Genomic DNA, 14,931 nt, shown 5'->3' with positions numbered 1-14,931 from the left:
AGGCGTCTAACTTGTGAGGTCGCGATATGACGTGGAGGTGCCCATGAGCGGGTGGACGGCGTCCGACATCCCCGATCTGCACGGCCGGCGGGCGATCGTCACCGGGGCCAACAGCGGCATCGGCTACCACACGGCGCTGCAGCTCGCCCGGCGCGGCGCGGCCGTCGTGCTGGCCTGCCGCAGCGCCGAGCGCGGCCAGACCGCCTTCGACCGGATCAGGGCCGCCGCGCCCGGCGCCGACCTCACCCTCGGCGCCCTCGACCTCGCCGACCTGGCGTCGGTGCGCGCGTTCGCGTCCCGGTACGGCGACGCGCCGCTCGACATCCTGGTCAACAACGCGGGCGTCATGGCGCTCCCGCGCCGCACCACCGCCGACGGCTTCGAGATGCAGTTCGGCACGAACCACCTCGGGCACTTCGCGCTCACCGGCCTGCTGCTGCCCGCGCTGCGCGGCGCGGCGTCCGCCCGGGTCGTCACGGTGACCTCCGGAGCCGCCTGGAGCGGCCGGTTCCGCTTCGACGACCTGCAGGGCGAGCGCCGCTACAGCAAGTGGGGCGCCTACGGCCAGGCCAAGCTCGCCAACCTCGTCTTCGCCCGCGAGCTGGACCGCCGCGTCCCCGAACTCACCAGCGTCGCCGCCCACCCCGGCTACGCCGCCACCAACCTCCAGGAGGCCGGCCCGAAGATGGCCGGCAACGCGGTCATGCAGAAGGCCATGGGGGTCGCCAACGCCGTGGTCGCCCAGCCGGCGGCCGCCGGCGCCCTGCCGTCCCTCTACGCCGCCGTCGCACCGGACGTCGAGGGCGGCGCCTGCTACGGCCCGCGCCTCCTGCAGTTCCGCGGCAGCCCCATCAAGGTCGTCACCCCGCCCCATGCCGCCAAGCCCGGCCTCGGCGACCGCCTCTGGCAGATCTCCGAGTCCCTCACCGGCATCACCTACACCCCCACCCCCGCCTGACCCGGCGGGCGGGTGAGGTCCCAGTCGAGGGTGGCGGGGAGGGCGCCTTCGAGGGTGAGCAGCCAGCGCTTCACCTCGACGCCGGAGCCGCCGCTGTAGCCGCCGAGCCCGTTCGAGGCGACGACGCGGTGGCACGGGACGATCAGCGGGATCGGGTTGCTCCCCATCACCTGGCCGATGACCTGGGCGTGGACGCCGGTGCCGCTGCGGTCGCCCAGCTCGCCGTAGGTGATCGTCCGCCCGTAGGGGACGGTCTCGTACAGGGTGGTCAGCACCTGCCGCTGGACGTCGCCCGTCAGCCGCCAGTCGATCGGCAGCTCGAACGTCTTCAGGTCGCCGGCGAAGTAGTCGCGCAGCGCCGCGAGTGCCGGGTCGAGCCGGCCGGGCGCGTCCACGACCGGCAGGCCGGTCTTGCGGGCGGCCCGCTCGCGCGCGGCGGGGGTGTCGCGGAAGTCCAGCGACACGATCCCCGTCTCGGTCTCGCTCACGAGCAGCCGCCCCAGCACGGTGTCGACCGTGCCGAACGCGAGGGTCTCGGTCATCGTCGGGTGCTCCCTTCCGGTCCGTTCAGCCTGCCACGCGGGTCCGACATTCGTATCAACACCGGGGCGGGCCGTCAGGTTGCGGTCGTGAGGGTCCGGTGCAGCCGGGCGGCCTCCTTCACCAGCCGGCTCGACCCGCCGCGCCCGGCGACAGCCTCCAGCGCGGGGATCGCGCCGCGCGCACCGAGCGTCTCGGCCGTGCGGGTGCCGAGGGCGAGCAGGTCGGGGAGGCCGGCCGGGGCGCGCACACCCGGCGCGGGAAGAGCCTCGGGCAGTGCGGTGGCGATCACCGACCAGACGTCCGCGTGCGCGCCGGCGTCGGCGGCGGTGCCGAGCGCCTTCACGACCCGGCCGAGCCTGATGCGGTCGGCGGCGGTGAGCCCGCCGATCGCGGCGCCGGTCTCGGCGGCGGGCAGGACGCCGCGCGCGCTCAGCGCGAGCAGGGCGTCCACGGCGTCGGCGCGGTGGCGTTCGTGCCGGTTGGCCAGGGTGAGGGCGAGCAGCGTCCCGGTGGCGGCTCCGGCGGGCCCGTCGGCCTCGGCGAGCGCGAGCATCGTCGCGCCCTGCAGCCAGTTCTCGTCGGTCATGCCCGCCTGGTACGGGACGAGGTGGGCGGCGGCGATCTCCCGGTGGGACGGCGTGATCCCCGGCCACCGGGCGAAGAACGAGGAGTACGTCGGCCGCCCGAAGTCCCGCCAGCCCTCTTCGGGGAAGGCGCACAGGCGCGCGACGTCGGTGTCGCCGGGCATGGCGACGGTGGACAGGACGCGGGACGGGAGGCGGAGCGCGCGGTCGCCGAGGGTCGCCTCCGGCTCCGCGAGGATCTCGCACCGGACGTCCGGGTCGGCCGGCGGTCCCTCGGCGAGCCATGCGGCCATCGCCTGCCCGGCCTTGGACGTCAGGCCCTTCGCGCGGGCGACGGCGGCCGGGTCGATCTCCCGCGGGACGCGGAGCATCGCCTGCGCCAGTTCCGCGCGGCCCGGTTCGGCGCCCGCCGCCTCCAGCCGTTCGAGCCGTCCGACGAGCACGTCCGGGTCGAGGTGACCGGAGGCCGCGGTCGGCGTCGCCAGCAGCACCGGCGCCCTGCCCACGGCGGCGGCGATCTCCCGGCCGCGCAGGGCGAGGAACCGGTCCATCTGCGGGTCGAAGACGGTCTGGCCCTTGCGCGTCCAGCCCTTGACGAACGCGGCGAGCGCGTTGATCAGCCCGCCGGTCGACTTCGGGACGAGGAGGCACCGGACGGCGAGCAGCGTCCAGTCGTTCTCGTGGTGGTTGCCTATCGACACGTCCGGATTCGCCAGCCAGGGCATCACGGTCACCACGGGGCGCATGGCGTTCCGGACGGCGTCTATGTCCTCGTAGGCGAACTCCACGAGCGCGGCCAGGAAGCGCTCGACCGCTATTCCGTCCGGGTGCTCGGTGCGCAGCAGGGCGTCGAACTCTCCGGCCAGATCGGAGAGGGAGCCGATCGGCGCGGGCATCTCGCGCGGGACGAACGGCGGCGGCCCGAGCACCACCGGGGCCTCGGACTCCACCTCGCCGAACGCGGCGGCGATCGTGGCGCGGAGCGCGTCCGGGAGGCCGGCGGCGGCGCCGCGGACCTGCCCGCAGGCCTCGGCGGACGCCCGGCCCGCATGCTTGACGGCGATCTTGACGGCGCGTTCCCGCAGGTCGAGGACGTCGGACGAGAACACGGCGGTGACGGCGCGGAGCGTGGCGTCGACCCGGCCGCGCTTGCGCGCCGTCCGGTCCGCCCAGCTCAGGCCGGCCCGGACCAGCTTGTTCTCCGGCCGGAACAGCACCGCGCCGGCGGCCTCCTCGAACAGCGGCTCGTCGACCCGCTCCAGCTCGTCGGCCCTGCGGACGGCCCGCAGCGCCAGGTCCGCGACCGTGGACGGCGCGGACGGCAGCAGGCGCGCGTAGTCGCGCACGCGCGCGGCGACCTCGTCGTCCGCGGGCTCCAGGAGATCGTGCAACTGCGCGAACCAGCGCAGCTCGTGCGGCGTTCCGCCGCGCAGGAACCGCCGGACGCAGCCGTCGATCAGCGCGTCGCGGGCGATCCGTCCCGTGGCGGCCAGCTCGGCCAGCGCGTCGGCCCAGGTCCCGCGGTCCGGGTTCCACTGCGCGCTGCTCCGGTCGAACGCGAGGGCGGCGCCGACGCCGTCCGCCTCGAACAGGCGGGGGACGAGCGCCTCCAGGAACGGGTCGCCGGCGAGGGCCGCCAGGTCCGCGCCGCCGCTCACCCACATCACGGCGAAGGCGTCCACCGCCGGGGGCCCGGCGCCCGCCGACAGGGTGAGGCCCGCCGCCATGTGCCACCGCGGCAGCGCCTCCTCCGCGAAGTCGGTCACCCGGATGCGCTCGGCGATGCGGCGGCCGGCGTCCGCCCGCCACTCCGCCGGTCGGTGCGCGGTGACCGCGTCCAGGTCCCGGCGCAGCTGAGGGCCCTGGGAGCGCAGCCACCACGAGTCGAACTCGCGGCGGCACAGCCAGGCCGCCACGGCGGCGGCCCCGCCGATCGTTCCCGCCCCGGCCAGCATCAGCGGCTGGTGGAAGCCCTTTTCGAGGTCCCCCCAGTCGCCGCGCATCTCCTTCAGCCGGCCGGGCAGCCGATCGGCGACCTCCTTGCGTCCCGCCGTGTCCAGCTTGGAGACCAGCACCATCACCCGGCCGGCGTCCTTCGCGTCGATCGCGTCCCGGACCTCGTCCCAGCTCATCGCGCCGCCTCTGTGTCCAGCCCGGCGACGAGTTCGCCGTCGCGCCGGACGATCGTGGCCGCGAGCACGTGCTTGCACGGGCCGCGCTCGCCCCGGTGATCGAACCACCACGGGCACGTGCAGGTGACCCGTTCCCCCTCGAACCGGACACGGCGCTCGCCGCCGTCGGTGGTCACGACCGCCGTGTCGTCGCCGTCGAACCGGACGGCGCCGTCCTCGACCAGCGCCCGCGCCGACCGCAGGCGCGGGTTGAGCGCCGCGACCCGCGCCGCGTCGTAGGGGAGCTCGCGGTGGAAGAACGCGGCCTCGGCGGTGTCGAAGCCGACGCGTCCGGACGTGCCGAGCTGCGTCAGCGCCGCCCTCGTCCGCTCCAGCGACAGGCCCGACCGCTCGGACAGCAGGTCGGGGTCCACGCGCGGCTCGAACGACAGCAGCGCGCCGACCAGGTCGGCGTCCCCCGCGACCTCGTCCGTCGCCAGGGCGTCGAGGACCGCGCCCTCGCCGGAGAAGCCGCGCGCATGCTCGGGCGACAGCGTCAGGAAGTACCGCATCCCGGGCAGCTCCAGCTCCCACACGCTCGCCACCGCCCCGCTCGCCGCGGCGACGGCCGGCCCGTACGCGCGCAGCGCGCGGGCGAACCGCAGCAGCGGGAGCATGGTCCGCAGCCGGTCCGGCCCGGCCAGGCACACCGCTCCGCGTGCCGGACGCGACGACAGCCGCAGCGTCCGCCCGGCCGGCACCGCCCACAGCGCCCCGCGCTGCCGGGCCGGCAGCGACCGCAGGAACCGCACGGCGTCCGGGCCCCTCAGCTCGGCCCGCGGATCGAACCCGGTCGTGATCACCTGGACCTCGGCGAACCCGCGCAGCCACCGCTCCGGCAGCGGCACCTTCTTCTCCACGACCGCGCCGTCCAGCGTGGTGACCGCCAGTTCCTCGGCGCCGACCGCGAGGTGCAGCGGGTCCGACCCGCCGACGCGGGCGAGGGCCTCCCGCAGCGGGCCGTTGACGTCCACGTTGGTGGTGCCGCGTTCGAGCACCTCGCCGTCGAGCGCCGGCTCCAGCACGTCGAGCCGCGCGTAGACGCCGCCGCACGCGGAGAACGACTCCATCCGCAGCCGGTCGCCGTTGCAGGTGACCACCGGGTCGCGGAATCCGGTGGGGCGCGGCTGGAAGTAGCGGGTCCGCGCCACGTCGGCCAGCGCGATCAGCGCCGCCGCGGCCGGCGCCGCCTCGGTGAGCACCCCGCTGAAGAAGTGCGGATGGGCCCGCGGCCCGGTGCTCGTCGTCCCCCCGGACGTCGACAGCCCGAGAAGGCCGCCGTCCAGCCCGGAGGGACGCGTGTAGGAATACGCCTGAGTCGCCGCAGCACCGCTCGCCATGCCTCCACAAGGTAGAGATCACCAGCGACAAAAGCGCCAGAACCGGCGAATCACTCGATGGCCCCCGAGAAGAGAAGTGCCAGTTCGCGGGGGTATTCGGCGATGAGGCGGAGTTCGTCGTCGGTGAGGGGGCGGCTGGTCTGGGCGTTGCAGAGCTGGACGAGCTTGAAGGACAGCTCCTCGTCGGCGGGCTCGACGCCGAGGCCGTCCATGACGTGCCGGAATCCGGCCTTGCCGCCGTACTCGCCGGTCAGGACGACGCGGCCGCGCCGGGCGTGCCAGTCGTCGGGGAACGGGCCGAGGGTCTCGTCGTCGTACAGCTCGTAGTTGCCGTGGTCCTTGAGCGCGCCGTCGGCGTGGATGCCCGACTCGTGCGCGAAGGCGTTCCGCCCGACGCCGACCTGGTTGTAGGGGAGCGGCTGGCCGAAGGCGTAGCTCGCCCACAGGGCGAAGCGGCGCGCCCAGGACAGGTCGATCGGGTCGCCGATCTCGGAGCCGTTCACCTGCGGGTCGAAGGCGTGCCGGAAGGCGAGGATGGTCGACAGCAGGTCGGCGTTGCCGGAGCGTTCTCCGATGCCGTTGACGCAGGTGTTGATCCAGGCGTCCTGGCCGGCCTGCAGGTCGCCGAGCGCGCCGTGGATGGAGTTGGCGACGGCGAGGCCGAGGTCGTTGTGGCAGTGCGTCTCGACCGGCATGCCGACGGCGGAGGCGAGCTTGGCGAAGCGCTCGCGGATGCGGTCGGGGGTGTCGCCGCCGATGGTGTCGCAGTAGCGGACGCGGTCGGCGCCGGCCTCCTTCGCGGCGAGTGCGAACTCGGTGAGGAAGCCGTCGTCGGTGCGGGAGCCGTCCTCGGCGTTGACACCGACGGTCCGCGCGCCGCCCGCCTTGGCCGCGCGGACGGCCGCGGTCATCTCGCGGATGACGGCGTCCCGGTCCAGCTTCCCGCGGAACTTGTTCGCGAGCATGTAGTCGGACGTGGAGATGGACAGGTTGTAGTGCGCGAGGCCTTTCCCGCCGGCGCGCACCTGGACGGCCTTCTCCACGTCCTGCGGCACGCCCCGGCACCAGCCCGACAGCCGCAGGTCGCCGAACGCGCCCGCCTCCGCCAGCGCGATCTGCGCCCGGACGTAGGGGACCTCGTGGAACAGGAACGGAAAGCCGATCTCGGACTGCGCGACGCCGAGCCGTCCCAGGTAGAAGTTCACCATCGTCTTGCCGAACTTCGACAGCCCGGTCCGGGCCGTCTGGACGCCGTCGCGGTTGGTGACGTCGAGGAAGTGAATCTGTGGCATGCCTTCAGATTGACAGTCGAATCCATATGTATCAATATTGACTAAAATCAATGTCGACGAGGTGACGATGGGCCAGGACGACCAGGTGGGCGGATGGATCGACGCGGCGGCCGCCGCCGAGCGGCTCGGTGTGAAGCCCGCCACGTTGTACGCCTACGTCAGCCGCGGCGTGCTGCGCCGCCGGCACGCCCCGGACGGCAGGCGCAGCCTGTTCGACGCCGCGCAGGTGGAGGAGCTGGCCCGGCGCGGCAAGCCCCGCCGCGGTCCGGGTCCGGGAGAGCTCGCGATCGAGTCCGCGATCACCGCGCTCGGCGCCGACCGTCCCTACTACCGGGGCCGCGACGTCCTCGACCTGGCGGAGTCCGGCGCGTTCGAGGACGTCGCCGGCTGGCTCTGGACGGGCCGCGACGGCGCGGGGGAGGAGCCGTGGCGGGCGCGGGACGAGGGCGTCGCGGCGGCCGTCGCCGCGCAGTCCGGCCTGCCCGCGGGGCTCCTCCCGCTCGACCGCCTCCAGCTGATCGTCACCGCGCTCGCCGCCGCGGACCCGCTCCGCCACCACCTGGACCTGGAGGGTGTCACCGGCACCGCCCGCTCCCTCATCGCCGGCCTGGTCGAGGCCCTGCCTCCCGTGAACCCCCGTTCACTTGCGGCGAGTCGTCGTCTGGAGCGCTCCCATAACGACGACTCGCCGCAACTCAACGAGGAGGGAGTGGCGGCGCGGCTGTGGGGGAGGCTGTGCCCTCGGCCGCCGGAGGCGGGGACGCTGCGGGCGCTGGAGGCTGCGCTGATCCTGCTGGCCGACCACGAGCTGGCGGCCTCGACGCTGGCGGCACGCGTGGCCGCGTCGGTGCGCGCCGACCCGTATTCCGTCGTCGCGTCCGGGCTCGGCGTGCTCAGCGGGCCGCTGCACGGCGGCGCGTCCTACGGGGCGGAGCGGCTGCTCGCGGAGGTCACCGACCCGGCCTCGGCCGTCCAGGTGATCGGCGGACGGCTGCGCGCCGGCGAGCGCATTCCCGGTTTCGGGCACGTGGTCTACAAGTCGGGCGACGGGCGCGCGACGCTGCTGCTGGACCTGGTCCGGGCGGCGGCGCCGGGACACCCGCGGCTCGCCGCCGCCGAGGCCGTCCTGGACGAGGCGTCCCGGCGCCGGCTGCCCACCGCGAACATCGACTTCGCGGTGGCGGTCCTCGGCGCGGTCGCCGGATTCGTCCCGGGCGCGGGGGAGGCGGTTTTCGCGGTCGCGCGCACCGCCGGGTGGATCGCGCACGCCCTGGAGGAGTACGGCGGGGCGCATCCGCTGCGCCCCCGCGCCGTCTACACCGGGCCGCCGCTTCCGGACGCCGCGTCCGCACCGCGCCGACCAGGGCGGAAACGGTGACCACCGCCGCGTCCGCGGCCATCCGGGGGTTGTGCGCGGGCGGCGCGGGACCGGGGGTACGCTCGTTGACGTGCGACGGTTCCTCACCCCCGGCTGGCTCGGACTGCATGCGATCGCGGTCCTGCTGTGCGGCGCGTTCATCGGCTTCGGCTGGTGGCAGTACGACCGCGCCCAGGCCGGCAACGACCGCAGCTGGGCGTACACCTTCGAATGGCCGATCTTCGCGATCTTCGTGATCGTGATGTGGGTCAAGATGATCCGCGACGAGAAGGCCGGCGTGAGCCCGGCGCCCAAGGTGATCGAGGAGCCGGCCGAGGCCGCGGTCAAGCGCGCGATCATCCGGCAGCAGGAGGAGGAGGACCCCGCGCTCGCGGCCTACAACCGCTACCTCGCGCGGCTCAACTCCCAGACCGACCGGCGCGGCTGACCCGGGCCGCCCGGCGGGCGGCGCCGCGGCCGGCGCGGGGCCGTCCGATGTGTGCGGGCCGCCGGAAGCGGCCGGCCGAGGAAAGGTGTGAACTGTGGAAGGCGCGGTGACCCGGTACCGGATCCTGGCCCTGCTCGTCGGCAGCCTGCTGGTGCTGCTGGTGATCGGCATGATCCTGAAGTACGGTCCGACCGACATGCCCGCGATGGCGGGCATCGTGGCGCCCGTCCACGGGCTGTTCTACATGGTCTATCTGGTGGCGGCCTACGACGTGTGGCGGCGGGCGGACTGGCCGCTCAGCAAGATGGTGCTGATCGTGCTCGGCGGTGTGGTGCCGCTGATGACGTTCTGGGTCGAGCGCAAGGTCGTGAGCGAGGCCCGTCAGGTGCGGCCCGCCGGGGCGGCGGAGCCCGAGCCGTCCGGAGCCGACTCCACCCGCGCCTGACCCCTCCCCGCGCCCGGTTCGTCCGACGTTCGATCCCTCGAAGGCTGGATCATCCGTCTCCCGCGGAGTAACGTTTGACTGAGTCAAACATGGGAGGTGGCGCGATGGCGGCGTCCGCGGCGGAGGTCGGCACGGTCCGCGGTTTCAACCGGTTCTACACCGGGGTGATCGGGGTGCTCGGCGAGGGGCTGGTGCGCTCGCCCTACTCCCTGACCGAGGCCCGGGTGATCTTCGAGCTGGCGCAGCGGGAGGACACCGAGGTGCTGGCCCTGCGCCGCACCCTCGACCTCGACCCCGGTTATCTCAGCCGGATGCTGACCCGCTTCGAGAACGACGGCCTGGTGGTCCGCGAGCGCGCCCCCGGCGACGCCCGCCGGCAGGTCGTCCGGCTCACTGAGCGGGGCCGCGAGGTGCAGGCGATGCTGGACGAGCGGTCCAGCGCCGAGATCCGCGCGCTGCTCGAAGGCCTGCCGGAGGACGACCGGCGGCGCCTGCTGTCCGCGATGCGCACCGTCCAGGGCATCCTCGGCGACCACGCCCGCGCGGACGGCTTCACCCTGCGCCCGCTCGCCCCCGGCGACCTCGGCTGGGTGGTGGAGCGCAACGGCGCCCTCTACGCCGAGGAGTGCGGCTGGGACCGCACCTACGAGGCGCTCGTCGCCCGGGTCGTCGCCGGTTACGTCGAGGACCACGACCCGGAGCGGGAGAGCGCGTGGATCGCCGAGGCCGCCGGCGGCGAACGCGTCGGCGCGGTCTTCTGCGTCCGGCGCGAGGACGACGTCGCCCAGCTGCGCCTGCTGCACGTCGAGCCCGGCACCCGCGGCATGGGCGTCGGCGCGGCGCTGGTCGGCGAGTGCGTCCGGTTCGCCACCGAGGTCGGTTACCGCGAGCTCATGCTGTGGACGACGGCGCTGCAGCGGCCCGCGCACCGCATCTACGAGCGGGCCGGGTTCGTGCTGGAAGAGGAGGAGCCGCCGGTCGCCCGCTTCGGCGACGTGGTGCACGGGCAGGTGTGGCGCAAGAAGCTCTGACCTTCTGGAGCGGGCCGTTGCGGAGCGAGCTGAGGCGGAGCGGGCCTGTTCCGCGGCGCGACCGGCGGGGGCTCGTCCCGGAGCGGGGGCCTGGGAACGAACCGAGGCCCGTGAAGGCGCTCTTGCCTTCACGGGCTCGGCCCCGCAGCGATCCCTTACTGCGTGTGGGCGGCCGGGACGGGGGTCGGACGGAGTTCCGGCCGCCTGGTGCACCGGCGTAGCGCCGGCTTCGATCAGGGCTGATTCCCACCTCCCTCCCGAGCCCGGCCGGACGAGGGCGTGACGGCCCGTCCGGCTTCGGGAGGCGGGCACCACGAAGGCGCCCGGACGGACGGGGGCGTTGGGGCCGGGCCGGCGGCGCAGGTCGGCGGTGCCGCCGGCCCGGCGGTGAGGGGCGCCGGTGCCGCGGGGGCGTACGGCACCGGCGCCCGGTGTTGGTCGCGACGGGAGGCCCGGACCGTTCCGGTGCGGCCGAGGACCCGAGGTGTGTCGCCGCGGCCGGCCGGCCGGGCGCGCGTCGGTGGACGCCGCGTGCCCTGCCGGCCGATCACGGGAACGCCCTCGGCCGCGCCGGCCGGGCCGTACGGCGAACGATGCGCCGGATCGGTGGGACGCTGCTCACGCTGTGTGCCGGTCATTTCCCACCTCCCCGATCCGACCTGGGACTTTGCCGTCCCAGTGGTCTGCCGTTCACCCTGTGTCACGAACACGTTGCGGTAAGTACCCGCACGTCATGCGGGCGTAAACCGGGGGTGCTCAAAGAATCATGATCGCCTGGAGGTCTTTGCCGGGGCATTGCCCGCTGACAGGCGGACGATCCTCACGCCCGGCCGCCGCGGCCACGGAGCGTGAGCGCGGTGGCGCACAGCAGCATGCCGCGCGTGGTGCGCGGGTCGGCGCCGACGAGGCGGGCGATGCGGGCGAGCCGGTTGTCGACGGTGTTGGGATGCACGGCGAGCGCGGCGGCCGTCCGCCGGCGGTCCATGTCGCCGTCGAGGAACGCGCGGAGCGTCTCCAGCAGTTCCGGGTGGGCGTCGAGGGGCTCCAGCGCGGCGGCGACGACGCGGCCGCTGTCGCCGGGGCCGGTCAGGTGGTAGTCGAGCAGGACGTCGCCCAGCTCGTACACGCCGGCGGGCCGTCCGGTGGCCTGCGCGATGCCGGCGATCCGGGCGGCCTGCCGGGACGCGTCCGGGACGTCCGCCGTGCCCTGCGAGCGGGCCGCACCGGCGATCACGGGCACCGCCTCGGTGCCGGCGCCGACGAGGAGCCGCTCCAGTTCGGGCAGCCGCTCGGCCGCGTGCGCCGGCATCAGGACGTGCACACCGTGCTCGTCCGGCAGCATCAGCGGCGTGCCCTCGCCGACCCCCTCCAGGCCCGCGCGGATCCGCCGCAGCACGCGGCGCTCCGCGACGCCCGCGTTCGGCGGCCCGTCCTTGAGGCGCAGGTCGAGCACCAGATAGGCGTCCGCGAGGGGGATCCCGTACCGGGCCGCGGTCGCGCCGGCCGCCTCCCCGGCGAGCAGGGCCCGCGCCACGTCGCGGACGGCCTCGCGCCGCTCGTCCAGCAGCGCCGCCCGCTCCGCCTGGTACGCCTCGGTCACCGCGACGACGACCCGGTTGGTGCCGCGCAGCTGGAGGCGGGCCAGCATCAGCAGCGCGTCCATCTCGTCCGGGCGGGCCTCGGCGACCAGTGCGTCCCAGATGACCTCGGCGCCGATGTGGTAGGTGGTCAGGAGCGTCGCCAGGGGGACGCCTTCCTCGGCCCGCTGCGCGGCGCGTTCGCGGAAAAGGCGCAGATCGTCCTGGTCGACCGGGGTGCCGGCGGCCATCCGCAGGAACTGCCGGATCGCGTACCGGGCGGTCGCCGCGATCTCCACGTCCCGCATGTCCGCGGGCAGGTCGGCGTAGTCGGGGATCGCGGCGAAGCGCCGCTCCGCCAGCTCCCGCGCGAGCCGGTTCACCTGCCCCTCGCAGCGCGCCGCCAGCTCCGCCGCGGCCTGCCGCACCCGCTCCTTCTCGATGGCGACCTCCCTGCCGCTGATTGTGACATGTCACAGCCGAAACGGACGAACGCGGGAGAAACGCCGGTTGTCGCCGCGCACCGCCGGACGGAAGGGTGATCCGTACCACCCCGCCGTCCGAATGGAGCGCCGCCGCATGGTGGATCCGCCCGCGTCGTCCCGCCGAGCCCGGACGATCCTGGCTCTGCTCGTCCTCTTCATGATGATCAACTTCATGGACAAGACCGTCCTCGGGCTGGCGGGCAAGCACATCCGGGACGACCTCGGGCTGTCCGACACCGAGTTCGGCTCCATCGGCAGCGCCTTCTACCTGCTGTTCAGCGTGTCCGGCATCGTCGTCGGCTTCCTCGCCGACCGGGTGCCCGCGCGCCGGCTGCTGGCCGTCCTCGTCGCGGTGTGGAGCGTCTCCCAGCTGGCCGTCGGGCTGCCGGCGGCCGGGCTCGGCGCCCTCCTGGTCACCCGGGTCACGCTCGGCGCAGCCGAGGGCCCCGCGTTCGCGACCGCCAACCACACCGCGTTCGGCTGGTTCCCCGACCGGGAACGCGCGCTGCCCAGCAGCCTGCTCACCGTCGGCGGCGCGGCCGGAGTCGCGATCGGCGCGCCGCTGCTGGCGGTCGTCGTCACCCGGCTCGGCTGGCGCGCCGCCTTCGCCCTCACCGGCGTTCTCGGCGTGCTGTGGATGCTCGCCTGGCTCGGCCTCGGCGGCGAGGGCCCCCACGCGTCCCGCGCCGGAACCCGGACCGACGAGCCCCGCGTCCCCTACCGGCGGCTCCTCACCCGCGGCACCGTCCTCGGCGGCCTCGCGGCGGGCTTCGCCGGGTTCTGGACGATGGCCGTCGCGGTCACCTGGCTCCCGCAGTACCTGCAGCGCGTGCACGGCATCGAGCTCGAGAAGGCGAGCCTGATCGCGGCCGGGACGCAGGTCGCCGGCATCGGGTTCATGCTCGCCGTCGGCTACGCCTCCACCCGGATGATGCGCGCCGGCCGGACGAGCCGGACCGCGCGCGGCGTCCTCGGCGGCGCGGCCGTCATGACCTCCGGCCTGGCGACGCTGCTGGTCACGCGGGTCGGCGGGGGAGCGGCGCTGATCCTCGTCATGATGATCGCCTTCACCGTCGGGAACGCGTTCTTCGGGCTGATGCAGGCCGCGCTGTCCGAGCTCGTCCCGGCCGCCCGGCGCGGCGCGCTGCTCGGCATCGTCACCGCGGCCGCCTCCACCGCCGGCGCGTTCGGCCCGCTGCTCACCGGCGCGATCGTGGACGCGGCGGCGACCGAGGCGGCCGGCTTCCGGCACGCCTTCGACCTTGGCGCCGTCCTGATGATCTGCGGCGGGCTGCTGGCCGCCGCGCTGATCCGCCCGGCCCGCGACCGCGCCTCGCTCGACGCGCTCCCGGCGCCCGCCGTGCTCACCCACTGAGAGGAAGAACCATGGACATCAAGGACTATGCGGACAAGGTCTGGCTCGGCACGGCCGACGACAGCATCGTCCACACCGGCATGGGCGGCTCCGGCGTCATCGAGATCGCCGACGGCCTCGGCTGGCAGCCCGGCTTCGGCAACGTCATCGCCTTCCGCAACGCCGGCGAGCTGATCCTGTTCGACACCGGCAACCAGATGACGGCCGCGAAGCTGCACGACCGCATCCGCGCCTGGACGCCCGACCCGCTCACCCTCGCCTTCTACTCGCACGGCCACATCGACCACGTCATGGGCATGGGGCCGTTCGACGCCGAGGACGGCCCGCGCACCCAGGTCGTCGCGCACGAACTCGTCCGCGACCGCTTCGACCGCTACGTCCTGACCGCCGGCTACAACTCGGTGATCAACCAGCGCCAGTTCCAGGCGCCTGACCTGCGCTGGCCCACCGAGTACCGCCACCCCGACGTCACCTACCGCGACGCGCTGACCGTCACCCGCGCCGGCCTCACCTTCGACCTCTTCCACGCCAAGGGTGAGACCGACGACGCCACCGTCGCCTACGTCCCCGAGTACAAGCTCCTGCTGCCCGGCGACCTGTTCATCTGGCTCACCCCCAACTGCGGCAACCCGCAGAAGGTGCAGCGCTACCCCCGCGAATGGGCGCACGCCCTGCGCCGCATGGCCGCCCTCGGCGCCGAGATCATGATGCCGTCCCACGGCGCGCCGATCTTCGGCGCCGACCGGATCTCCCAGGCGCTCATCGAGACCGCCGAATGGCTGGAGAGCATCATCGACCAGACCCTCGCCATGCTGAACGAGGGCCGCCGCCTCGACGCCATCGTGCACGCCGTCGCCTCGCCCGCGCACCTGTCCGACCGCGTCTACCTGCAGGCCAAGTACGACGAGCCCGAGTTCATCGTCCGCAACCTGTGGCGCATGTACGGCGGCTGGTACGACGGCAACCCCGCCCACCTCAAGCCCGCCCGCGACGCCGACATCGCCCGCGCCGTCGCGTCCCTGGCCGGCGGCGCCACCAACATCGCCGACGCCGCCCGCCGCGCCGCCGACGACGGCGACCTGCGCCTGGCGGCCCACCTCGCCGAGATGGCCGTCCAGGCCGACCCGGAGGACGCATCCCTGCACGAGGCCCGCGCCGAGGTCTACGCCGCCCGCGCCGCGTCCGAACCGTCCCTCATGGCCACGGGCGTCTTCAAGTGGGCCGCCGACGAGTCCCGCCGCGCCACCGGCCAGGCAGAAACCCCCGCCACCCTAGGCAAACTCATCTCCTGACCCTTCCCGAAGGGGGGCGCCGCGTGTTGCGGC

Annotated in this window: 12 protein-coding genes; 7 read left to right on the top strand and 5 right to left on the bottom strand. The window is 74.3% G+C overall.

All coding sequences use genetic code 11. The features are described from left to right. Nucleotides 1–43 precede the first annotated feature (43 nt). Nucleotides 44–958: an oxidoreductase gene (locus ABD296_RS19055; protein WP_344268445.1), complete on the top strand. Its 915-nt coding sequence runs from the start codon at nucleotides 44–46 to the stop codon at nucleotides 956–958. On the opposite strand, the gene ABD296_RS19050 is transcribed toward ABD296_RS19055, so the two are convergent. From ABD296_RS19050 to ABD296_RS19035, 4 genes are all read right to left on the bottom strand, one after another. Continuing rightward, nucleotides 937–1,500, bottom strand: a complete 564-nt coding sequence (locus tag ABD296_RS19050; RefSeq protein WP_344268442.1) for a methylated-DNA--[protein]-cysteine S-methyltransferase — start codon at nucleotides 1,498–1,500, stop codon at nucleotides 937–939. The genes ABD296_RS19055 and ABD296_RS19050 overlap by 22 nt on opposite strands. A gap of 74 nt (nucleotides 1,501–1,574) precedes the next feature. Continuing rightward, on the bottom strand, nucleotides 1,575–4,217 hold the full coding sequence (locus ABD296_RS19045; RefSeq protein WP_344268439.1) for a DUF6493 family protein: 2,643 nt from the start codon (nucleotides 4,215–4,217) through the stop codon (nucleotides 1,575–1,577). Continuing rightward, nucleotides 4,214–5,596, bottom strand: a complete 1,383-nt coding sequence (locus ABD296_RS19040) for an SWIM zinc finger family protein (RefSeq protein WP_344268436.1) — start codon at nucleotides 5,594–5,596, stop codon at nucleotides 4,214–4,216. The genes ABD296_RS19045 and ABD296_RS19040 overlap by 4 nt, the downstream gene beginning before the upstream one ends. 50 nt (nucleotides 5,597–5,646) lie before the next feature. Beyond that, nucleotides 5,647–6,888, bottom strand: coding sequence for a homocitrate synthase/isopropylmalate synthase family protein (locus ABD296_RS19035; protein ID WP_344268433.1), 1,242 nt, complete (start codon nucleotides 6,886–6,888; stop codon nucleotides 5,647–5,649). Nucleotides 6,889–6,925: 37 nt separating this feature from the next. Here ABD296_RS19035 and ABD296_RS19030 point away from each other — a divergent pair, with 37 nt between their 5' ends. The 4 genes from ABD296_RS19030 to ABD296_RS19015 all read left to right on the top strand — a co-directional run bounded on the left by ABD296_RS19030 (nucleotide 6,926) and on the right by ABD296_RS19015 (nucleotide 10,169). Further along, complete coding sequence (locus ABD296_RS19030; RefSeq protein WP_344268430.1) at nucleotides 6,926–8,266, top strand: citrate/2-methylcitrate synthase; 1,341 nt, start codon at nucleotides 6,926–6,928, stop codon at nucleotides 8,264–8,266. Between the two features lie 70 nt (nucleotides 8,267–8,336). Continuing rightward, nucleotides 8,337–8,693, top strand: coding sequence for a hypothetical protein (locus ABD296_RS19025; RefSeq protein WP_344268427.1), 357 nt, complete (start codon nucleotides 8,337–8,339; stop codon nucleotides 8,691–8,693). A gap of 94 nt (nucleotides 8,694–8,787) precedes the next feature. Next, nucleotides 8,788–9,138: a DUF3817 domain-containing protein gene (locus ABD296_RS19020; RefSeq protein ID WP_344268424.1), complete on the top strand. Its 351-nt coding sequence runs from the start codon at nucleotides 8,788–8,790 to the stop codon at nucleotides 9,136–9,138. Nucleotides 9,139–9,242: 104 nt separating this feature from the next. After that, entirely contained in the window at nucleotides 9,243–10,169 is a 927-nt protein-coding gene (locus ABD296_RS19015) for a bifunctional helix-turn-helix transcriptional regulator/GNAT family N-acetyltransferase (RefSeq protein ID WP_344268421.1), read from the top strand. An 820-nt stretch (nucleotides 10,170–10,989) separates the two neighbouring features. Here the strand turns inward: ABD296_RS19015 and ABD296_RS19010 are convergent. Next, a complete protein-coding gene (locus ABD296_RS19010) occupies nucleotides 10,990–12,174 on the bottom strand; it encodes a PucR family transcriptional regulator (protein WP_344268418.1) in 1,185 nt (394 codons plus the stop codon). A gap of 151 nt (nucleotides 12,175–12,325) precedes the next feature. On the opposite strand from ABD296_RS19010, the gene ABD296_RS19005 reads away from it, so the two are divergent. Continuing rightward, complete coding sequence (locus tag ABD296_RS19005) at nucleotides 12,326–13,606, top strand: MFS transporter (protein ID WP_344268415.1); 1,281 nt, start codon at nucleotides 12,326–12,328, stop codon at nucleotides 13,604–13,606. Nucleotides 13,607–13,617: 11 nt separating this feature from the next. After that, nucleotides 13,618–14,898: an alkyl sulfatase dimerization domain-containing protein gene (locus ABD296_RS19000; RefSeq protein WP_344268412.1), complete on the top strand. Its 1,281-nt coding sequence runs from the start codon at nucleotides 13,618–13,620 to the stop codon at nucleotides 14,896–14,898. Nucleotides 14,899–14,931: the final 33 nt, after the last annotated feature.

This window comes from Actinomadura napierensis, from assembly GCF_039529375.1.
Taxonomy (GTDB): Bacteria; Actinomycetota; Actinomycetes; order Streptosporangiales; family Streptosporangiaceae; genus Spirillospora; species Spirillospora napierensis.
The sequence above is the reverse complement of the archived record's forward strand: the minus strand, read 5'-3'. Positions and strand labels throughout refer to the sequence as shown.

Coding starts and splice junctions, on each gene's coding strand:
- ABD296_RS19055 (WP_344268445.1), top strand. CDS start 44: ATGAGCGGGTGGACGGCGTCCGACATCCCCGATCTGCACGGCCGGCGG.
- ABD296_RS19050 (WP_344268442.1), bottom strand. CDS start 1,500: ATGACCGAGACCCTCGCGTTCGGCACGGTCGACACCGTGCTGGGGCGG.
- ABD296_RS19045 (WP_344268439.1), bottom strand. CDS start 4,217: ATGAGCTGGGACGAGGTCCGGGACGCGATCGACGCGAAGGACGCCGGC.
- ABD296_RS19040 (WP_344268436.1), bottom strand. CDS start 5,596: ATGGCGAGCGGTGCTGCGGCGACTCAGGCGTATTCCTACACGCGTCCC.
- ABD296_RS19035 (WP_344268433.1), bottom strand. CDS start 6,888: ATGCCACAGATTCACTTCCTCGACGTCACCAACCGCGACGGCGTCCAG.
- ABD296_RS19015 (WP_344268421.1), top strand. CDS start 9,243: ATGGCGGCGTCCGCGGCGGAGGTCGGCACGGTCCGCGGTTTCAACCGG.
- ABD296_RS19005 (WP_344268415.1), top strand. CDS start 12,326: ATGGTGGATCCGCCCGCGTCGTCCCGCCGAGCCCGGACGATCCTGGCT.
- ABD296_RS19000 (WP_344268412.1), top strand. CDS start 13,618: ATGGACATCAAGGACTATGCGGACAAGGTCTGGCTCGGCACGGCCGAC.